Raw genomic sequence first — 21,989 nt, 5'->3', positions numbered from 1 at the left:
GTAAGGAAATATTATGATGATATTAGAAGAGGGTGAAACGATGGAATTAATGGAATGGTTTCAAATGCAAAAGCAATTGGATCAATATATTGAGATGGAAAATCATCTCGAAAACGAGGATTTATTTGATAGAAAAGTGCTTGCTTTACTGGTAGAAATCGGAGAATTGGCTAATGAAACAAGATGCTTTAAGTTTTGGAGTAAAAAAGGGCCATCCGAGCAAAATATTATTTTAGAAGAATTTGTGGATGGCGTGCATTTTATTTTATCCATAGGTATTGAATTGGGATTTGAAAATCGAAATATCTTTCTCCACAAACAAAATAATAAGGAAGATTTAAATTCTTTGTTTTTGCGAGTATACGAACGAATTATTAAATTAAAAGGAACAAAGTCAGAAGAAGATTTTACGATGCTTCTTCAGGATTTTTTTCAATTAGGTATGAATTTGGGCTTTTCCATAGAAGATGTCCAGCAAGCATATATAGCGAAAAATGAAATAAACTACAAAAGGCAAAAACAAGGATATTAATAGCAGAATTTTTGTGCATTTTAGTTTTTTCTATTATAATTAATTTGGTACATATACTATTATTTAATGGAGGTCATGAAATTGGCAAAATTAGACGAAACATTAACGATGCTGAAAGACCTAACAGATGCAAAAGGGATTCCAGGAAATGAACGTGAAGTTCATGATGTAATGAAAAAATACATAGAGCCGTATGCAGATGAAGTAACATCTGATGGTTTAGGAAGCTTAATCGCCAAAAAGGTTGGGGACGAAAATGGTCCAAAAATCATGGTGGCTGGCCATTTAGATGAGGTTGGCTTCATGGTTACAAAGATTGATGATAAAGGCTTCATCCGTTTTCAAACAGTTGGTGGCTGGTGGTCACAGGTTATGCTGGCCCAACGTGTAACGATTGTAACAAGAAAAGGGGATATCACAGGTATTATCGGTTCCAAGCCTCCGCACGTATTATCTGCGGAAGTACGAAAAAAGCCATATGAAATTAAGGATATGTTCATTGATATCGGTGCATCCAGCAAAGAAGAAGCTATGGAATGGGGCGTACTTCCTGGTGATATGGTCGTTCCATATTTTGAATTCACTGTCATGAACAATGAAAAAATGCTCTTAGCTAAAGCGTGGGATAACCGCATTGGTTGTGCGATTGCTATTGATGTATTGAAGAACTTGAAAAATGAAAAGCATCCAAACATTGTGTATGGTGTAGGAAATGTTCAGGAGGAAGTTGGACTCCGCGGTGCTAAAACAGCAGCACATGTGATTAACCCTGATATTGGTATTGCCGTGGACGTGGGTATTGCTGGCGATACTCCGGGACTTTCTGAAAAAGAAGCAATGAGTAAAATGGGTGAAGGTCCGCAAATAATTCTTTATGATGCTTCTATGGTTTCACATAAAGGTCTACGCGATTTTGTTGTTGGTGTAGCGGAAGAATTGAATATCCCATACCAATATGAATCCATCCCTGGCGGAGGAACAGATGCAGGTTCTATTCATTTAACTGCAAATGGTGTACCGTCGCTTGCGATTACGATTGCAACTCGTTACATTCATTCACATGCTGCAATGCTACATCGTGATGACTACGAAAATGCAGTAAAGCTTATTACAGAAGTGATTAAGCGCATGGATCGCGACACAGTAAATAAGCTTACTTTTGAATAAGAAAGCAAGATACTTTTAAGTGATATATTGGATAAAAGCCTAAATCATGTGATTTAGGCTTTTATTATAGATTGGGATGTGGGACCTGAGAGGATACTGGATCCGTTATCTGTGACAAAAAGGGTGATTTCGCGATTTTCGAGGACACATGATCCGCTAATCAGCTATAAAGGCTTCATTTTTGTAAAATTTTTGCGGATTAATGGAACGAGTGTCCGCAAAAATCTACACAAGGGCATAATTATTAAAAATAAATGAACCAGTGTCCACCAAAGTATTCAAGCCATACTAATAAAACGCATGGATATATTTATCCATGCGTAACGCTAAATTAGGATTTATTATCATTTACGAAAAAGCAAGAATTTGTACCAAATACAGTATACGTGAAAGATCGATTAATGTTTTAATCCATTTTCCAATGTTTCAAGCATCATACTTTTCTCGCCTTCATCTGCGTTATTCCAAATGACTTCAAATAATACTCCTAGGCCTGGAAGCATTTTTTCCTCACCGCGTTGTATCGCATCCACGATGGTATCCTTTAATTGATCCTGTGTATTGCCGGAAACATTATGAATAATGGCATTGCGCAGGTTTAAATTCATGTAGACACACTCCTTTTTATTCTTATCCTTTTTATCATTTCACACCGTAAATTTTCTATGTATGAAAAATACGTTATAATGGAAAGCAAGTATGAAGAAGGAGAAATTTTGGTGAAATACATAGAATCTGTTAAGAACCCACAAGTGAAACAGTGGAAAAAACTATTAACGAAAAAAGAACGTGAAAAAACACATACTTACCTTTTGGAAGGCTTTCATTTAGTAGAAGAAGCATTGCAATATAAGGATGAGATTTTGGAAATCATTATAAGTGAGGAAGTAGAATTTCCCTCTAACTGGAATGTCGATAATCTCCCCATCACCAGAGTCACAACGGAAATAAGCCGAAGCATTTCTGATACAGAAACAACACAAGGGATATTTGCAATTTGTAAAATTAGAAAAGCCGTAATGAATGAATTAACAGGAAAAGCATATTTGATGCTCGATGGGGTTCAAGATCCAGGAAATTTAGGCACGATGATTCGGACTGCAGATGCCGCTGGAATAGATGCAGTAATCTTAGGGATGGGTACTGCTGATCTATATAATCCAAAGGTTCTTCGGTCTGCACAGGGGAGTCATTTTCATCTTTCCTTTTTATCCGGTAGGTTGGACGAATGGATTATAAAGCTAAAAGAAGCAAACGTTCCAGTCTATGGAACTGCTTTAGAAAATGGTATTCCGTATAAGGAAGTAGAGCCCGCCTCTTCTTTTGGACTGATTTTAGGAAATGAAGGAAATGGTGTGTCAAAAGAAGTGCTCGCTTTAACAGATAAAAATCTTTATATCCCGATCTTTGGGAAGAGTGAATCTTTAAATGTGGCAGTGGCAGCCGGTATTTTGATGTATTATTTTAAAAATTAGTCGACACCCTTCTTAAAAAATGCCATAAAATATCAAAATCCATTTGAAAATCATTTCACAAAATACTATAATAGAAACAATTGAATAGATGTCTAAAGACAATGACAGGGAAAAGTAGCTTTGTGTAATCCATTTAGGGAGAAAATGTCGCAGACTGGAAGCATTTTTATGGAGAAGGAAGTGAAATTCACCCCTCGAGTCAGCATCGGGACCGTTTAGTTAAACGTAAAGATGCTTCGGTGAAGAGCCGTTATTTGTAATAAGTGAACATAATGAAAGTGAATTATGTTAATTAGGGTGGTACCGCGATGATAACCTCGTCCCTTTTGTGGAGACGGGGTTTTTTATTTTTTTATAGGAGGAATTAACATGGAGCAAAAATTAAAAGAGCTTCAAGCAGAAGCCTTACAAAAAATTGATCTTGCAGAAAACTTAAAAGCGCTTAATGATATTCGTGTTGCGTATTTAGGAAAAAAAGGTCCAATCACGGAAGTATTAAGAGGAATGGGCCAGCTGTCTGCTGAAGAACGCCCGAAAATGGGAGCTCTTGCTAACGAAGTAAGAGAGGCAATCAGTGAAAAAATGGAAGCAAAACAAAAAGCATTGGAGACGGCAGCTGTTGAGAAGCAATTAGCTTCTGAGACAATTGATATCACTTTACCTGGCCGTCCAGTAAAAGTTGGAAATCATCATCCGTTGACAAAGGTAATCGAAGAGATTGAAGACCTTTTTATTGGAATGGGCTATCAAATTGCAGAAGGTCCTGAGGTTGAAAAGGATTATTACAACTTCGAAGCATTAAATTTACCTAAAGGTCATCCCGCTCGTGATATGCAGGATTCCTTCTACATTACAGAAGAACTGTTACTTCGCACTCATACATCACCTGTCCAGGCAAGGACCATGGAAAACCATGAAGGCAAAGGACCAGTGAAAATTATTTGCCCAGGTAAAGTATATCGCCGTGACAATGATGATGCGACACATTCCCATCAATTCATGCAAATTGAGGGTTTAGTGGTCGATGAAAATATTACGATGGGGGATTTAAAAGGAACTCTTCAAGTGTTTGCGAAAAAAATGTTTGGAGAAGATCGTGAAATCCGCCTCCGCCCAAGCTTCTTCCCATTCACAGAGCCATCTGTTGAAATGGATATCACCTGCAAAATATGCGGTGGAGAGGGCTGTAATGTATGTAAAGGAACAGGCTGGATTGAAATTTTAGGAGCAGGAATGGTTCATCCAAATGTTCTTGAAATGGCCGGATTTGACTCGAAAAAATATACAGGATTTGCTTTCGGAATGGGACCTGAGCGTATTGCGATGTTAAAGTATGGTGTTGATGATATTCGTCATTTCTATACAAATGATATTCGTTTCTTAAAGCAATTTGCTGTTATTGAGTAAAAGCTCTTTTTCATCTTGTTGCTATGGGAAAAACTGATAAGTTTCTGATTCTAGTGGTAGATGGATTTCTTATGAAAGAAAACATGCGCCAAGATGAAATCTTATTAGGATATTAAATAAAATACGAAAAGCAACAATTAGGTGATTAGTCAAATTATAGTAGGAGTGATATAGATGTTAGTATCTTATAAATGGCTGCAAGAATATGTAGACTTAACAGGAGTTAACGCACACGACCTTGGGGAAAAAATTACACGCAGCGGTATCGAGGTGGAAGGTGTAGAACAAAAAAGCAAGGGTGTAAGTGGTGTCGTCGTGGGGCATGTACTCGAACGTGAGAAGCATCCAAATGCTGATAAATTAAATGTTTGTCAGGTTGATTTAGGAGAAGGAGAACCAGTACAAATCGTTTGTGGAGCACCTAACGTAGCAAAAGGGCAAAAGGTTGCTGTAGCAAAAGTAGGCGCTGTTCTACCGGGTAACTTTAAAATTAAACGTTCAAAATTGCGCGGGGAAGAATCAAATGGAATGATTTGTTCGCTCAAAGAGTTGGGTATAGACAATAAACTAGTGGCAAAGGAATATTCAGAGGGAATTTTTGTTTTTCCTAATGATGTGGAAGTTGGCTCTGATGCACTTGCCTTATTAAATTTAGATGATGAAGTTCTAGAGTTAGGTTTAACACCCAATCGTTCTGATTGCTTAAGCATGCTTGGTGTTGCTTATGAAACAGGTGCGATTTTAGGAAAAGAAGTAAAACTTCCTAATATCCATCATGAGCATTCTTCTGAGAAAGCTTCCGATTATATTTCTGTCAAGGTAGAAGCAAAAGAAGCAAATCCACTGTATACAGCAAAAGTAATTAAAAATGTAAAAATCGGTCCATCCCCATTATGGATGCAAACTAGATTAATGTCTGCAGGTATTCGCCCTCATAATAACGTGGTAGATATTACTAATTTTATCCTTTTAGAGTATGGTCAGCCATTACACGCATTTGATTATGACCAGCTTGGTTCTAAGGAAATCGTTGTTCGCTTAGCACACGAAGGGGAAAAAATAATCACTCTTGATGATGCGGAAAGAACGTTGAAATCCAATCATCTTGTTATTACGAACGGAAAAGAACCGGTTGCAATGGCTGGTGTAATGGGTGGAGCGAATTCGGAGGTTACTTCAGATACTACGACAGTTTTGCTTGAATCGGCATATTTTGATGCACAAACAATTAGAAATGCCTCTAAAGATCACGGGTTACGAAGTGAAGCAAGTGCACGATATGAAAAAGGCATTGATCCCAACCGTGTTCATGATGCGGCAGAGCGCGCTGTTCAGTTAATGGCTGAATATGCTGGCGGAGAAGTCCTTGATGGAACAGTAGAGGTTAATTATTTGAAGGTCGAACCTGCAGTTGTTTCTATTTCACTCGAAAAGATTAATTCATTCTTAGGAACATCTATTTCATTAGAGGAAGTGAAGGACATCTTCCATCGCTTACAATTTGAGGTAGAGATGGACAATCACACATTTGTGGTAACCGTACCGACACGACGTGGAGATATTACCATTCAAGAAGATTTAATTGAAGAAGTAGCAAGACTGTACGGATACGATAATCTACCAACAACTTTGCCAACAGGTGCTGCAACACCTGGCGGATTGAACGATGTTCAAAGGAAACGGCGCACAACAAAAAGATTTTTAGAAGGTGCAGGAATAAACCAAGCGGTAACTTATTCATTGACAAGCTTAGAAAAATCTTCTCAATTTGCACTTGAAAAGCGCGAGCCTATTCGTCTTGCTATGCCAATGAGTGAAGAAAGAAGCTATTTGCGATTAAGCATTGTTCCACAGCTTTTAGAAGTGGTTTCATATAATAATGCTCGTAAGAACGAATCTATTGCATTATATGAGATAGGATCTGTTTTTCTAAAAACGACAGATAGTGCCCAGCCGGAAGAGCATGAACATTTAGCCGGAGCAATCACAGGTCTTTGGTTAAATCATCCATGGCAAGGCGAGAAAAAGCCAGTTGATTTCTATGTAGCAAAGGGTGTTCTTGAAGGTTTGTTTGAAGAACTTGAAGTAGGTGATCTTATCACGTATCAAGCTTCTGCTGTGGAAGGAATGCATCCAGGCAGAACAGCTGAAATATTCCTTCATGGAAACGTAATTGGATATATCGGCCAAGTACATCCACAAGTACAAAAAGACTTAGATTTAAAAGAAACATACGTATTTGAAATCAATATGAAACCAGTCTTTGAAGAAGTTGTCCCTGCATTGCAATATAAGGCCATTCCTCGTTTTCCAGCAATGACACGTGATATCGCTTTAGTGGTGGATCGTAGTGTGAATGCTGGTGAACTGAAAGAAATTATTAAAAATGCAGGCGGATCATTATTGAAAAACGTATCCATTTTTGATCTATATGAAGGGGAGCATATGGAACCTGGTAAAAAATCCATCGCTTTCTCCTTAACGTATATGGATCCAGAAAGAACGTTAACAGACGAAGAAGTTGTAAAAGCTCATGATAAAGTACTTGCAGCTGTAAAAGAACAAGCAGGTGCAGAGTTAAGAGGATAATGCAAAGAACCGCAAAGCCCAAAGGCTTCGCGGTTTTTTGTCTTAAGCATGGTACAATTAGAAAAGTATAGACCGTGGAAAGGATTTCTCGGTTTGGATATGAAATATAATGAATTTGAATCTATGGAAAAATTTCAAGAAATAAAAGAAAATACTGATTCCATTACGGAATATATTGCAAGTGTATTGTTTAAATCAGCAAGGTTAGTATATTTTAATGAATGTTTTCAAAGAAAAAGGAGTAGTGGAATTCAAACATTTTGAATGGTTTTGTTGTAGATATAGAGAAGCTATTTACAAAATAAACAAGAGGATCCTTACTTAAAGGATCCTCTTGTTTAATTAATCCCTGCTAATAAACCCGATTAGTCTTAACAAGTCTAAGAACAAGTTAATAAAGTCTAAAAACAAGTTAAGTGCAAGGAGCGGCACAGCCTCTTCTGTAAATTCGATTCGTTTCATCCGATTGAAGTCATACATTACATAAAGAGAAAACACAACGGTTCCAATAATAGATGCTACGAACAATGCAGTAGACGAAAACGGTGAAAAGATGTTAATTAACCCAATTACGACTAAAGCAAGCAAAGCTGTCAGTAGAACCCCGCTTAAGAAGGATAAATCTTTTTTGGTCCGTGTCCCTATAACAGCCATTACAGAAAAAATAACAAGAGTAGCAGTAAAGGCTGAAAGAACAACTTTAGCACCTGAAGTAGCTAAATAATGTGCAATAATTGGATAGGTGGTAATTCCAGATATAAAGGTAAAGGCGAATAAAAATCCATATCCGACACTTTTTTTCCTTCTTAATAGAAAGGCGGAAAGAATCATGATGAACTCAACAATCATTAATGGCATAAATAAGACAGGTGGTACCATTGTTCCGATAAGCATCCCGATCACTGCCATGCAAAGTGAAAGGGCAAATGCTTTTAATACGGATCCCATTAAGTCCCTTTTTTTGGTGTTGGCATAAACATCATACATATTTAGCTCATCTCCTTTTTAACCAGTGTATTCATTTTACCATATAAATTATACAAGCTGAATCGGTAATTTATTGTGGCAGTATGATGGGGTAAATCAGTACCTTGAATTGAAAGCGCTTACCTGTTATTATATTTATAAAATAAGTGATAATCTAGCAACGATACTGCCACCGACCTTCTTTGAATCTATGAAATTGGGAGAATGCGGTGGCTTTTTGCGTATATCCTTTAGGAAAGGTGGTCAGTATGGGGAAAACAAAGCATCAAGGGCCGATTAAATTGCCGAAAACGCCAGATCCCTCTCTATGGGTAAGCCCGATTCCATTTGGACTTGGAAAAGTAAAACCAAAACATATTCGAGACACATTGAAGGTCGCTTGGGAAAATCGTGACAATTTAGGATATGCAACCAGGATTTTGACACAAGGAGTTTGTGACGGCTGTGCGCTTGGAGTTTCAGGATTATATGATCAAACCCTAACAGGGCCGCATGTTTGTACAACAAGATTAAATGTTCTTAGGCTGAATACTATGCCTGCCATTAAAACGGAGATACTGCATAGCGATATCGAGGAGCTTCGGAAGCTGAACAGCACCGATTTACGGAAGCTAGGGAGAATTCCCTATCCACTTTCCAGGAAAAAAGGCGAAACGACCTTTTCTAGAATATCTTGGGATGAGGCGTTGGATCGTATTGCAAATAAAATAAAGGGAATTGATCCTAAGCAGCTTGCATTTTACCTAACATCTAGAGGAATAACGAATGAGGTATATTACACTGCAGGAAAACTGGCACGCTTTCTTGGCACCAATAATATTGATAATGCATCACGTATCTGTCATTCTCCAAGTAAAACAGCATTGAAGCGTTCCCTTGGAATTGGGGCATCGAGCTGCAACTATCTTGATTGGATAGGTACAGATGTACTAGTATTTTGGGGTTCTGTTGCTGCGAATAACCAGCCGGTTTCGACGAAATATATGTATGCTGCGAAGAGAAAGGGAACGAAGATTATTTGCATTAACCCATACCGTGAGCCAGCTATGGATGGATATTGGGTTCCTTCAATTCCTGACTCAGCTCTTTTTGGAACGAAACTTGCCGATGATTTTTACCAGGTTAATATCGGCGGAGATATTGCCTTCATGAATGGAGTCATGAAGCATTGGTTCGAAATGGAGGAAAAGGAAATCGGTTCCGCGATTAATCATTCCTTTGTAAGAGAGCATACTTCCGGGTATGAAGGCTTAAAGGAGCACGTCGAAAAACAAGAATGGACCATCCTAGAAAAATCCTCAGGTATAACGAAGGAGCAAATGCGACAGTTTGCAGAAACGTTGGCAAATGCTAAAAGCGCTGTTTTTGTATGGTCGATGGGGCTTACACAGCATCGCTTTGGAACGGATAATATCTCACAGGTTGCCAATCTAGCTATGCTTAGAGGCTTTATAGGCAAGGAGCATTGCGGTGTTATGCCGATTCGCGGTCATTCTGGCGTCCAAGGCTCTGGTGAGATGGGGGCGGATCCATTTGTATTGCCTGGAGGCGATTTTGATGAGCAGAACATTGAAAGAATGGAGAGGGTTTGGGGATTCGATATCCCGAAATGGCAAGGGGATATTGTTGGAGTATCTCTAGAAAATGCAATGCTTCCACAAGAACATGAACGAAAATTAAAGGTATTCTATACATCCGGAGGAAATTTTCTTGAAACGATGCCGGACCCTGCTTTTATAAAACAATGCTTGGAAAATGTTGAATTAAGGGTACATCAGGATATAATTTTCAATACATCAACCTTAGCAGATGCGAAAGAGGAAGTCATCGTATTACCTGCTATGACGCGTTATGAACAGCCAGGTGGAGGCACCTCAACCTCTACGGAAAGAATGGTATATTTTTCACCGGAAATAAAGGGACCAAGAATAGAAGAAGCCCGCCCAGAATGGGAAATATATGTAGATTTGGCATCTAGAATTAATCCGGAAGCAAAGCAATGGATGAATTTCACCGATTCGAGTCAAATCAGGGAGGAAATTGCTATAGCAAACCCAAATTATAATGGAATCCAACACTTAAAGAAACAGGGTGATGTATTTCAATGGGGGGGTGCTTGGCTTTGTGAGGATGGAATTTGTCCAACGGAGGATGGACGTGGCCATTTAATCCCTATTGAACTTCCGGAGCTTAGAAAGCCGGAAGGGCATTTCTATGTAACTACTAGAAGAGGGAAACAGTTTAATTCGATGATTTATAATGAGACAGATCCGTTTAATAACGCGGATCGCTATGATGTTTTAATGCATGAAGAGGATGCTAAAGATCTGAATATTCGTGAGGGTGAGTCGATAGTCATTTACAATAAACACGGTTATTTTCATGGACGTGCCAGATTTGCTGAAACAAGACGGGGAAACATACTTGTGTATTGGCCTGAAGGAAATGTCCTTATTCCAAAGGGAGTGTACGAAAAATATGCAGGGATTCCCGAATATAATACAGCGGTAATTGTTGAAAAAGCCGAAACCTTTCATGCTCAAAAAGATACAAAATACATGGAGAAACGGATAGAAGATTTAGAGGTTGATATTGTTTGAAGGAAGTATGAGAAGAAGGGAAAACAATGAACAGTAGCATAAGGAATAAAATTCAGGTTGTCAAATATGATGGGAATACTCTCGTAGAATTAGAAGATGAGGTGGCGGTTGAATATCCGCTAACGATTTATGTAGATGGAGAAGAATTCGCTACTATGGTCTGTTCTCCAATAAATCTCGAGGAGTTAGTGATTGGCTTTTTAGCTTCGGAAGGCTTAGTACGTTTATACGATGATATTGAATCAATGACGTTTGATGAAGGGAAGGGCTTGGCTTATATTAGTCTGAAGGTCAAGCAGTCTATAAATAAAGAATTTTATGCAAAGCGATTTATAGGTTCCTGCTGTGGGAAAAGCAGACAATTTTATTTTCACAATGATGCCCGGACAGCTAGAACTGTACTGAGCAAAACGAGGATAACCGTTTCGCAGTGCTTTCTTCTGATGAAGCTACTGCAGGAAGAATCGATTGATTTTAGACAAACCGGTGGAGTGCATAATGCAGCTCTTTGCAGTGTGGAGGATCTATTGTATATCCAAACGGATATTGGGAGGCATAATGCTCTTGATAAGATATATGGCATTTGTCTAAAAGAAAAACTGTCACGTTCTGACAAAGTGATTGCGTTCAGCGGGAGAGTTTCATCGGAAGTATTATTGAAGGTGGCAAAAATAGGAATAGGCATCATTCTTTCCAAATCCGCGCCATCTACCTTAGCTATTGAGCTAGCTAATGATTTAGGAATCACGATAGTTGGTTTTATTCGAAATAATCAGTTCAATATCTATTCCAATCCGGAAAGGGTAATAGAAGGCAAGAGCGGGTTTTAGCTCCTGCCTTTTGTTATTTTTTTCGCTTTTTCCGTATTTGCAAAATGTAATTTTGTAAAATGGTCTAAGGATTTCTCCCCATTTAATTTTATTAGTTTTGCGGCAGCCTGATCAACTTGGTGGCCAGCCCCTTTTGGCAATGTGAAGCCTGCTTCTACACTTAATTCATCCATTGCCTTAACGAAGGCATATCTGGCTAGTATGGATGCGGCAGCGACTGCAATATGAACGCTCTCACCCTTCGTACTAAAATAAACATTCTTTCGGCAAATCTGCTTTTGATCCTTCAAATGACGAAAATAAGTATTTGCCTCCACGAACTGGTCGATTAGAATACCCTCAGGCTCCTCTGGAGAAATTTTATTTAATAAGTGGATTAATGCCTGGTTATGTAAGATTGCCTTCATCTTCCCCTGCGTCATTCCGGTTGATTGTAATTGATTGTATTTTTCGTTTGGAAGCTTGAGGGAACTATAAGGAATTACATGTAATAAGTCTTTAGCAATCTTCAAGATTTGTGGATCCGATAAATCCTTTGAATCTTTTACACCGAGCTCTTTTAATAATGGGATTTGTTCGGTCTTCACATATGTACTTACGACTGTTATTGGGCCGAAGTAATCTCCAGTACCAACCTCATCAGAACCAATTAAGGACATTGTCCCAATACTCTTAGGAAGGGGAGGGCCAGATGTTTTGGCTTTAGCGGCGGTGGACGGCTTTTTCGCTTCTGGATTTCCCCACTTTCCAGCTTCTATTTCATTATTTTTCCCTTGAAACATTACCTTTCCGGATTTATAAGCGGTAATGGTACAGTTATTCATCTTTGCGACAAATACACCGCCCTGAGGAATTTTATCGATTAGTACTCCTTTATAATGTGCTTTCATATTTTCTAATAATGAAGGGGGTGCTTGAATAATGATATTAGACATTTTTGCCTCCAGATATTTAGCTTATTTATTTAGCAAATGTTCCTTCTTACAGTATGCGGACAATTCTTCCCAAAAAGTTGCGATTCGTGTATCATATTAGATAGCGTTTTGTCATTATGGCAAATGGTTTGAAAACACAAAAAGGAATGAAACTGATATGGTTGATATTATTATACTATTAATCTTTGTGATCGGTTTTTTTAATGGGTTAAGAAGAGGATTTATTCTTCAATTAATACATATGGCAAGCTTTATTATTGCGTTTATTGTTGCTTATATGTATTATCCCGATTTTGCGGATAAATTAAAACTATGGATTCCATACCCTTCCCTACACGAAAATGCTTCCTTTAAAATGATTTTTGATGGTATGAATGTGGAGGCAGCCTATTACCGAGCAATTGCCTTTGCAATCATCTTTTTCGCTGTGAAAATAATTTTGCATATTATTGGGTCAACGCTCGATTTTGTTGCGAAAGTCCCAGTCATTAAGCAATTAAATGTTTGGGCGGGAGGAATTTTAGGCTTTATTGAAGTCTACCTATTTGTATTTATTGTATTATATATCGGGGCCTTAATTCCAATTGAATCGATCCAGCATTGGATTGACAAGTCGTTTTTAGCGGAGGGAATCATTAAGAACACTCCGATTTTATCTAACCAGCTAAAGCAATGGTGGTTGGAGTATGTGGGGTAAAACTTCTCTTTAAGGAGGAGTTTTTTCTTTTTACCCTCGATTTGCTAGTATATAGTATAGTTATATAACCGGTAATGAAGATGGGACGGTGTTATACATGAATGTAGATAAAAAGGATGTTATTCGATTATTAGAGCAGATCGCTACTTATTTAGAATTAAAAGGAGAAAATTCCTTTAAAATATCTGCTTTCCGAAAAGCAGCGGCTTCTTTGACAGCCGATCCAAGAATACTAACAGAAATTGATGATTTTACAGCTTTAAATGGAATTGGGAAAGGAACAGCCACTGTTATAGAAGAATTTATTTCAACAGGGAGCTCCAACATGCTGAAGGAGCTTCAAGAGGAAGTTCCAAAAGGTCTCATACCTTTACTGCAATTACAAGGGCTAGGCGGAAAGAAGATTGCCAGACTTTATCAGGAGTTAGGTGTTACAGATGTAGAGTCTTTGAGAGATGCTTGCGAATCCGGTCAAGTTCAGGCATTAAAAGGCTTTGGAAAAAAAACGGAGGAAAAAATCTTAGAAGCAATCAATTCAATTGGGGCGAAGCCGGATCGTTTTCCACTTGCATTTATGTTGAAATACATTGACATGATAGAAGCAGCTCTTAATCATATGAAGGGGATTGACAAATATTCAAGAGCGGGAAGCTTAAGAAGATTGCAGGAAACTTTGAAGGATTTAGATTATGTGATCGCAACAACACAACCAAAGCTTGTAAAGGAACAATTGCTGCGATTAAATGAAGCATCAGAAGCAATCGCCAGCGGTGATACAAAAGTATCCATAACGATTTCAGATACTTATGATATTAATATCGATTTTCGACTTGTACAGCCCGAACAATTCGCCACAGCGCTTCATCATTTTACTGGCTCGAAAAATCATAATGTTAAAATGCGTCAGCTTGCAAAAGAACGGGGAGAGAAAATCAGTGAATACGGTGTGGAGAATCAGGAAACAGGGGCGATGTTAACCTTTAACACGGAGGAGGAGTTTTTCCATCATTTTGGACTTCCATTCATTCCTCCTGAAATTCGCGAAGACGGCAAGGAAGTTAAAGAGTTTCGTTCCAATATCGAGCTTGTTACATTAAATGATATTAAAGGTGACCTCCATATGCATACAACATGGTCCGATGGTACTGCTACCATTGAGGAAATGATTGAGGCATGCCGCCAAAAAGGGTATAAATATATGGCGATTACGGATCATTCTCAATATTTAAAAGTAGCGAATGGACTAACAGTCGAAAGATTGCGAGAACAAAAAGAAGAAATTAGACGCTTAAATGAAAAATATGATGATATTTTAGTTTTATCAGGAATCGAGATGGATATTTTACCGGATGGGACCCTTGATTTTGATGATGAAATTTTAGCAGAAATGGATATTGTGATTGCATCTATTCATTCAAGCTTTACACAATCTAAAACGAAAATTATGGAGCGCTTGAAAACAGCATTAATGAATCCTCATGTAGATATTATTGCCCACCCGACTGGACGAAAAATCGGGAGACGATTAGGCTATGATGTGGATATCGATTTATTAATTGAACTTGCTAAGGAAACTAATACTGTTCTGGAGCTTAATGCCAACCCAAACAGGTTGGACCTAATGCCGGCTTATATAAAAAAAGCACAAGAACAAGGTGTGAAAATTGTCATCAATACGGATGCCCACTATATGGAAAACCTAAAATATATGGATTTAGGTGTTGGAACAGCAAGAAAGGGCTGGATTCAAAAAAACACAGTACTGAATACATTGGAGCCTGAAGAGCTGATAACGTTTCTAAATAGTGACGACAGCTAAGGCAGGAGGCTGAAGGAATGCAAGATAAAATATTAAAGACATTAGAATTTAATAAGATAAAAGATTTACTTGGAGACCATGCAACCTCTTCTTTAGGTGCAGAAAAGATACAAGCATTAAAACCTTCTTCTTCCTATGAGGAGGTATCACGTATTCAAGCGGAAACAGATGAGGCCGCGAATGCACTGCGCTTACGTGGGCATGCACCGTTAAGTGGTATCTATGATATACGTGCCCATGTAAAAAGAGCAGTTATTGGTGGTGTATTAAATCCAATTGAATTAGTTCAAACCGCAAGCACTATTTTCGCTTCCAGAAATATGAAAAGATTTATTGAAGGCTTAATGGAGAATGAAGTTGAAATCCCAATATTAGAAGAAAAAGCTGCACAAATAGAGATTCTGACACCTCTTGAGCATAGAATCAAACATGCCATTGATGAAAATGGCGATATACTAGATTCTGCAAGTGAAACATTAAGACACATTCGTCAGCAGCTTCGTTCCAATGAAAGCCGTATACGTGAAAAGCTAGAAGGGTTGATTCGCTCGAGAAATGCAGCGAAAATGTTGTCTGATGCAATTATTACGATACGTAATGATCGTTATGTTATTCCCGTAAAGCAGGAATACCGGGCAAATTATGGAGGAATTGTTCATGACCAATCATCTTCAGGACAAACCCTATTTATTGAACCACAATCTGTTGTAGAATTAAACAATCAATTAAGAGAAATTCATATGAAGGAACAGCAGGAAATTGAGCGGATTTTAATGGAACTGTCGGCGGAAGTAGCTGAAGCAGCAAATGAGCTGAACATTATTGTAGAAGTATTAGGCGATCTTGATTTTATTTTTGCAAAGGCTCGTTTCGGGAAAACTATTAAAGCGACAAAACCGAAAATAAATAATAACGGGGTTATTCATTTATTCAAAGCCAGACATCCCCTACTGCCGATTGAAGAAGCAGTTGCTAATGACATTACCTTAGGAAAAGAATATTCCACTATGGTAATTACAGGTCCTAACACGGGAGGAAAAACAATCACATTAAAAACGATTGGGATTTGCACCCTTATGGCACAGGCAGGATTGCAAATTCCCGCACTAGATGGATCGGAAATTGCTGTTTTCCGAGAGGTGTTTGCCGATATTGGGGATGAACAATCCATTGAACAAAGTTTAAGTACCTTTTCATCTCATATGGTGAATATTGTTGATATATTAAAATATGTCGATCATGAATCTCTTGTATTATTTGATGAGCTTGGAGCGGGAACAGACCCGCAAGAAGGTGCTGCTTTAGCCATCTCCATTTTAGATGAAGTGTATCAAAGAGGGGCGAAAGTGGTAGCTACTACTCATTATCCTGAATTAAAAGCATATGGATATAATCGTGATGGTGTTATAAATGCAAGTGTAGAATTTGATGTGGAAACATTAAGTCCAACCTATAAATTATTAATTGGGGTTCCAGGACGAAGCAATGCATTTGAAATTTCCAAACGTCTTGGATTAACCAATCATATCATCCAATCTGCTCGTGCCCATATCGGTACAGATAGCAAAGAAGTGGAAAATATGATAGCTGCTTTGGAAAAAAGCAAGCGCGAAGCAGAACGTGAGTTAAAAGAGGCACAAGATTTCTTAAAGCAATCAGAAATGCTTCATAAGGATTTGCAAAAACAAATGATTGATTTCTATGATAAACGGGATGTACTATACGAAAAGGCGGAAATAAAGGCAGCTAAGATTGTAGAAAAAGCAAAAGAAGAAGCTGAGGATGTTATTCGTGATTTACGCAAAATGCGTTTGAATTATCATACAGAGATAAAAGAACACGAATTGATAGAAGCCCGCAAAAAATTGGAACAAGCAGTACCAGCAATCGAAAAATCCGCTCTCTCTAAACAGAAAAAAAATCAACGCACGCTAGTTCCAGGAGATGAAGTGAAGGTTCTTAGCTTTAATCAGAAAGGACAGCTACTTGAAAAAATCGGTGAGAATGAGTGGCAGGTTCAAATGGGAATTATGAAAATGAAAGTAAAAGAATCGGATATGGAATTTATTCAATCCGAGAAGAAAGTCGCGGCAAAGCCGCTAGCAACTGTTAAAGGAAAGGATTATCATGTAGGACTTGAGCTTGATCTGCGTGGTGAAAGATATGAAGATGCATTGCTGAAGGTTGAAAAATATATAGATGATGCTCTACTTGCCGGTTATCCAAGAGTTTCTATTATACATGGGAAAGGAACCGGTGCATTAAGAACTGGCGTACAAGAATATTTGAAACAACATCGCTCTGTCAAACGTATAAGATTAGGTGAGGCTGGAGAAGGCGGAAGTGGAATTACCGTTGTAGAGTTTAAATAAGAAAAGTACAAGTGCCTAGCTCATTGAGTACTTCAAAATTCACCTTAGGAGTCTTGGACGCTTGATATTGGAAACACGGCGAGGAGCGAGCTGCTGCCCTCTTATTGAAGGGGAAGACATAGAATTCACTAGAGGATAGGCCACTGTTGAAATTTGAAGTGCCAATTTCACTTGTATAAATTTGAAGTGTCAATTTCACTTGTTGAAATTTGAAGTGCCAATTTCACTTGTATAAATTTGAAGTGTCAATTTCACTTGGTCAAATTTGAATTGTCAATTGCGCTTGAAACTATACAATAATAGAATGCAAGTTTGAAAAGCAAACCTGCATTCCCCCTATTCAGACCCCACCTTATCTGAATATGAAGGAGTATTTTTGCATGAATCATTTTTGGGAAAATCATTTTGTACAAACGGCTGGTTATTATAGTGTCGTTATTTTATGTATGATTGTTTTTTTGACTATCTTTGAAATCGTCACAAAATATAAAAACTGGGAAGAAATAAAAAAGGGAAATATCGCTGTTGCAATGGCAACAGGAGGCAAAATCTTTGGTATTGCTAATATTTTTCGATACTCCATTCTTGACCATGATTCTTTATTTGTTATGGTCAAGTGGGGAGTATATGGGTTTATTTTATTGTTAATTGGATATTTTATTTTTGAATTTTTAACGCCTAAATTTAAAATAGATGTCGAAATTGAGAATGATAATCGAGCGGTTGGTTTAATATCAATGATGATTTCAATCGGGTTATCATTTGTTATCGGTGCCAGCATTTCGTAAGAGGAGATAGTGTAATGGAAAAATTAGCGAAGGTTTTATTCGTATTATGTGGATGCTTCATTTTGCTTGGAATTATATATTTATTTATGAAGTAAGGATTGCCGGAGTGCGATCCTTTTCATTTTTTGTCGAAAAAAGAGTGAAGATTCATTCATTTTTTATTTTTACAAATTGTAACTCATTCTTCAATCGACTATAATAGTAAGAGAAGTTTAAATATTTTGACGCCTAGTTTGCATTATAGGAGGGGTTAAATGGAAAAGAAACCATGGTTGTCTCAATATCCACCTGAAATTCCAAAAACATTGCAGCTAGAGGAAAAACCAGTACATGCCTATTTAACAGAAGCAGCAAGAAATTATGCAGAAAAAACCGCAATACATTTTATGGGGAAGGAATTAACATATAAAGAGGTGTATGAATCATCTTTAAAATTAGCAAGCTATTTGCGGAAAATTGGCATAACGAAAGGTGATAGGGTAGCTATTATGCTTCCTAACGGACCGCAATCCGTTATCAGTTACTATGGAATTCTATATGCCGGAGCAATTGTTGTTCAAACGAATCCGCTCTACACCGAAAGAGAGCTAGAATATCAAATGGAGGATTCTGGAGCAAAAGCCATCATTACGTTAGATATCCTTTTTCCAAGAGTAACGAAAGTAGCTGCTAAAACAAGCTTGAACGATATAATTGTAACCGCTGTCAAAGATTATTTACCATTTCCGAAAAATATGGTATATCCATTTATTCAAAAGAAACAAACTGGTATAGTAGTGAAGGTAGAACATAATGGAAATCATCATTTATTGAAAAAAATATTAGCAGAGACTGAACTGGAACCAGCACAAAAGGATTCTGCATTCGATTTTGAGAATGACCTTGCCTTACTACAATATACTGGTGGTACTACAGGTTTTCCAAAAGGCGTTATGCTGACGCATAAAAATTTAGTTGCTAATGCGACAATGTGCGATGCTTGGCTTTACAAAGCGAAGAAAGGTGACGAAGTGGTATTGGGATTGCTGCCATTTTTCCATGTTTATGGGATGACTGCGGTTCTCATATTATCGGTAATGCAAGGATATAAGATGGTTCTGCTGCCCAAATTTGATACAGTAACGACGTTGAAGACTATTCAAAAACAACGCCCAACCTTATTTCCTGGTGCACCAACCATTTATATCGGGTTGCTAAATCATCCTGATATCCAAAAATATGATTTATCATCCATTGATTCATGCATAAGCGGTTCCGCTCCATTACCGGTTGATGTTCAACAAAGATTTGAGAAGGTAACAGGCGGGAAGCTCGTCGAAGGATATGGATTAACGGAATCCTCTCCAGTAACACATGCAAATTTTGTATGGGATAAAAGGGTAAAGGGGAGTATAGGTGTTCCGTGGCCGGATACAGACTCTGCCATTTTATCATTGGAAACTGGTGATATACTGTCCCCTGGTGAAATAGGAGAAATTGCGGTAAAAGGACCACAGGTAATGAAGGGATATTGGAATCGTCCGGAGGAAACGGAGCAAGTATTGAAGGATGGCTGGTTATTGACCGGTGATCTAGGCTACATGGATGAGGAAGGATATTTCTATGTGGTGGATCGTAAGAAGGATATGATTATTGCAGGTGGATATAATATTTACCCTCGTGAAGTTGAAGAGATCTTATATGAGCATCCGGATGTACAAGAGGCAGTCGTAGCCGGTGTACCGGATCCATATCGTGGAGAAACAGTTAAGGCATATGTTGTCTTAAAAGAAAATGCGACCGTGACAGAAGATGAGTTAAATACCTTTACAAGAAAGTATTTAGCTGCGTATAAAATTCCGAGAATTTATGAATTTAGAAAAGAGCTGCCGAAGACCGCTGTTGGAAAAATATTAAGAAGAACATTAGTGGAGGAAGAAAGAAATAAGCAGCAGGGCCAAGATGAAATAGTGTAGGAAGTAATTTCAGAGCCCAAATAAGGCTCTTCATTTTTGCGTGGAATATTCTTGACATTAAAATGATTTCTAATTAAGATAGAAATATGAATGAATAATCATTCATTTTTATGAAGTGGCACGATACTATGAAGAATTAGTTGGTTAAAAGGGTACTTTTACATTGCAAATATTATTGTATGCAGCCAAAGAACCTCTCACTTCAAGAATGGAGGAACATATACTTTTGAAAAGTAATAAACCAAAATACATGCAAATTATAGATGCCGCTGTTGTTGTTATAGCGGAGAATGGCTATCATCAGGCTCAGGTATCCAAAATAGCAAAGCAAGCAGGGGTTGCTGATGGCACTATCTATCTTTATTTCAAAAATAAGGAAGATATATTAATTTCGTTATTCCAGGAAAAGATGGGCTCTTTTATTGAAAAAATTAGAAAAGGGATCGCTGGAAAAGAAACGGCTGCTGAAAAGCTACTAGTGATGGTAGAAAGTCATTTTCAAATTTTATCGGAAGACCACCAGATGGCTGTTGTTACACAGTTGGAATTACGGCAATCGAATAAGGACCTGCGAATGAAAATTAATGATGTCCTTAAAGGATATTTGCAGTTGGTGGATGAGATTCTTCAATTTGGAATGGAAACAGGTGAGTTCGATCCTGAATTAGATTTTCGTGTGTCCAGGCAAATGATCTTTGGAACGATTGATGAAATCGTTACGACCTGGGTTATGAACGAAGAAAAGTATGATTTAGTTGCATTGGCACCAAAGGTTCATCGATTATTGAGAAAGGCAATTTCAAAATAAATTACTGCTTTTCTACATTATGAAGATGGTTTAGTTTAGGGCATCTTTTCTTAATCTATTATTGATTGAAAAATGTATGAGTTTTTTGACTTCTACATGTAATAGATTTAAGAAAAAAGCCATAATAAAAGCAATTTTCTGTATAAGTTATTGCTAATATGGCAGGATTGTGGCTTAATTTTAGTAGGGGACTCCCCTGCTGAAATGGTCATCAAAGTTTTTAGGGAGGAAAGCGCGAATGGAATTTTTAACATTAACAAAAGAAAACCATGTAGCATATGTAACCATCCATAGACCACCCGCAAACGCACTTGCATCTGGACTTTTGGAAGAGCTTTCAAAATTATTGGATGAGGTAGAAACAAGTAATGATGTACGTGTTATTTTACTTCATGGAGAAGGGCGCTTTTTCTCAGCCGGAGCAGATATAAAAGAATTTACAACAATCGAAACAGAAGAGGATTTCGGTAAGCTGGCCAAAAAAGGACAAGATCTTTTTGAAAGAATCGAAAGTTTTCCGAAACCTGTAATTGCCGCTATTCACGGTGCAGCGCTAGGTGGAGGACTTGAATTGGCAATGTCTTGCCATATTAGACTTGTAACCGAAACAGCAAAGCTTGGATTGCCGGAATTACAATTGGGTTTAGTACCTGGATTTGCCGGATCCCAACGATTACCGCGATATGTTGGTATGGCAAAAGCAGCAGAAATGCTGTTTACAAGTGAACCAATAACAGGTGTCGAAGCTGTTCAATGGGGACTGGCTAATCATGCCTATTCTGAGGAAGAATTAATGCCAAAGGCGAAGGAACTTGCATTGAAAATTGCAAAGAAAAGCCCTGTATCCATTAGTGCTGCTATCGAGCTATTAAAATATGGAAAATCAGAAAGCTTTTATAAAGGTGTTACAAGAGAATCCGAGTTATTTGGTAAGGTTTTTCGCTCCAAAGATGGGCAAGAGGGAATCGCCGCATTCATGGAGAAGCGCGAGCCTCATTTTACTGGAGAATGAATAATAAGTGGCAATC

Annotated in this window: 17 protein-coding genes and 1 other annotated feature; of the genes, 14 read left to right on the top strand and 3 right to left on the bottom strand. The window is 37.9% G+C overall.

Annotated features, from left to right (window positions below; genetic code table 11):
* Nucleotides 1-16 precede the first annotated feature (16 nt).
* Both KHA87_RS10785 and KHA87_RS10780 read left to right on the top strand, forming a co-directional pair.
* Complete coding sequence (locus KHA87_RS10785; RefSeq protein ID WP_249310260.1) at nt 17-532, top strand: dUTP diphosphatase; 516 nt, start codon at nt 17-19, stop codon at nt 530-532.
* Nucleotides 533-613: 81 nt separating this feature from the next.
* A complete protein-coding gene (locus KHA87_RS10780) occupies nt 614-1,699 on the top strand; it encodes a M42 family metallopeptidase (protein WP_213094053.1) in 1,086 nt (361 codons plus the stop codon).
* 398 nt (nt 1,700-2,097) lie between these two features.
* On the opposite strand, the gene sspI is transcribed toward KHA87_RS10780, so the two are convergent.
* The gene (gene sspI, locus KHA87_RS10775; RefSeq protein WP_213094052.1) at nt 2,098-2,307 is read right to left on the bottom strand and encodes a small acid-soluble spore protein SspI; all 210 of its coding nucleotides are present in this window, start codon (nt 2,305-2,307) and stop codon (nt 2,098-2,100) included.
* A 111-nt stretch (nt 2,308-2,418) separates the two neighbouring features.
* Here sspI and KHA87_RS10770 point away from each other — a divergent pair, with 111 nt between their 5' ends.
* The 3 genes from KHA87_RS10770 to pheT all read left to right on the top strand — a co-directional run bounded on the left by KHA87_RS10770 (nt 2,419) and on the right by pheT (nt 7,170).
* Nucleotides 2,419-3,174 carry a TrmH family RNA methyltransferase gene (locus KHA87_RS10770; protein WP_213094051.1) on the top strand — a complete coding sequence of 252 codons (756 nt, stop codon included), beginning with the start codon at nt 2,419-2,421 and terminating at the stop codon, nt 3,172-3,174.
* A 92-nt stretch (nt 3,175-3,266) separates the two neighbouring features.
* Nucleotides 3,267-3,502: a binding site (T-box leader), on the top strand.
* Nucleotides 3,503-3,543: 41 nt separating this feature from the next.
* Nucleotides 3,544-4,581 carry a phenylalanine--tRNA ligase subunit alpha gene (gene pheS / locus KHA87_RS10765; RefSeq protein ID WP_213094050.1) on the top strand — a complete coding sequence of 346 codons (1,038 nt, stop codon included), beginning with the start codon at nt 3,544-3,546 and terminating at the stop codon, nt 4,579-4,581.
* 174 nt (nt 4,582-4,755) lie between these two features.
* Nucleotides 4,756-7,170: a phenylalanine--tRNA ligase subunit beta gene (gene pheT / locus KHA87_RS10760; RefSeq protein WP_213094049.1), complete on the top strand. Its 2,415-nt coding sequence runs from the start codon at nt 4,756-4,758 to the stop codon at nt 7,168-7,170.
* Between the two features lie 342 nt (nt 7,171-7,512).
* On the opposite strand, the gene KHA87_RS10755 is transcribed toward pheT, so the two are convergent.
* Entirely contained in the window at nt 7,513-8,157 is a 645-nt protein-coding gene (locus KHA87_RS10755; RefSeq protein ID WP_213094048.1) for a Bax inhibitor-1/YccA family protein, read from the bottom strand.
* A gap of 248 nt (nt 8,158-8,405) precedes the next feature.
* On the opposite strand from KHA87_RS10755, the gene KHA87_RS10750 reads away from it, so the two are divergent.
* Together KHA87_RS10750 and fdhD are read left to right on the top strand one after the other, a co-directional pair.
* Nucleotides 8,406-10,757, top strand: a complete 2,352-nt coding sequence (locus KHA87_RS10750; protein WP_213094047.1) for an FdhF/YdeP family oxidoreductase — start codon at nt 8,406-8,408, stop codon at nt 10,755-10,757.
* 26 nt (nt 10,758-10,783) lie between these two features.
* On the top strand, nt 10,784-11,587 hold the full coding sequence (gene fdhD / locus KHA87_RS10745; protein WP_213094046.1) for a formate dehydrogenase accessory sulfurtransferase FdhD: 804 nt from the start codon (nt 10,784-10,786) through the stop codon (nt 11,585-11,587).
* On the opposite strand, the gene rnhC is transcribed toward fdhD, so the two are convergent.
* Entirely contained in the window at nt 11,584-12,522 is a 939-nt protein-coding gene (gene rnhC, locus KHA87_RS10740; protein ID WP_213094045.1) for a ribonuclease HIII, read from the bottom strand. The two genes, fdhD and rnhC, sit on opposite strands and share 4 nt — an antisense overlap.
* Nucleotides 12,523-12,679: 157 nt before the next feature.
* Here rnhC and KHA87_RS10735 point away from each other — a divergent pair, with 157 nt between their 5' ends.
* From KHA87_RS10735 to KHA87_RS10705, 7 genes are all read left to right on the top strand, one after another.
* On the top strand, nt 12,680-13,219 hold the full coding sequence (locus KHA87_RS10735; RefSeq protein ID WP_213094044.1) for a CvpA family protein: 540 nt from the start codon (nt 12,680-12,682) through the stop codon (nt 13,217-13,219).
* A gap of 97 nt (nt 13,220-13,316) precedes the next feature.
* Nucleotides 13,317-15,038: a DNA polymerase/3'-5' exonuclease PolX gene (polX, locus tag KHA87_RS10730; RefSeq protein ID WP_213094043.1), complete on the top strand. Its 1,722-nt coding sequence runs from the start codon at nt 13,317-13,319 to the stop codon at nt 15,036-15,038.
* Nucleotides 15,039-15,055: 17 nt separating this feature from the next.
* Entirely contained in the window at nt 15,056-17,410 is a 2,355-nt protein-coding gene (locus KHA87_RS10725) for an endonuclease MutS2 (protein WP_213094042.1), read from the top strand.
* 380 nt (nt 17,411-17,790) lie between these two features.
* Nucleotides 17,791-18,198: a DUF350 domain-containing protein gene (locus KHA87_RS10720; RefSeq protein ID WP_213094041.1), complete on the top strand. Its 408-nt coding sequence runs from the start codon at nt 17,791-17,793 to the stop codon at nt 18,196-18,198.
* Between the two features lie 254 nt (nt 18,199-18,452).
* Nucleotides 18,453-20,153 carry a long-chain-fatty-acid--CoA ligase gene (locus KHA87_RS10715; RefSeq protein WP_213094040.1) on the top strand — a complete coding sequence of 567 codons (1,701 nt, stop codon included), beginning with the start codon at nt 18,453-18,455 and terminating at the stop codon, nt 20,151-20,153.
* Nucleotides 20,154-20,379: 226 nt separating this feature from the next.
* Nucleotides 20,380-20,961 (top strand): TetR/AcrR family transcriptional regulator, encoded by a 582-nt coding sequence (locus KHA87_RS10710; protein WP_213094039.1) that lies wholly within the window; start codon nt 20,380-20,382, stop codon nt 20,959-20,961.
* A gap of 238 nt (nt 20,962-21,199) precedes the next feature.
* Nucleotides 21,200-21,973 (top strand): enoyl-CoA hydratase, encoded by a 774-nt coding sequence (locus KHA87_RS10705; RefSeq protein ID WP_213094038.1) that lies wholly within the window; start codon nt 21,200-21,202, stop codon nt 21,971-21,973.
* Nucleotides 21,974-21,989: the final 16 nt, after the last annotated feature.

Origin of the sequence: Bacillus sp. FJAT-49736, assembly GCF_018343615.1 — a bacterium.
Classification (GTDB): Bacteria; Bacillota; Bacilli; order Bacillales; family Bacillaceae_C; genus Margalitia.
This window is presented reverse-complemented; position numbering and strand designations above follow the sequence as displayed.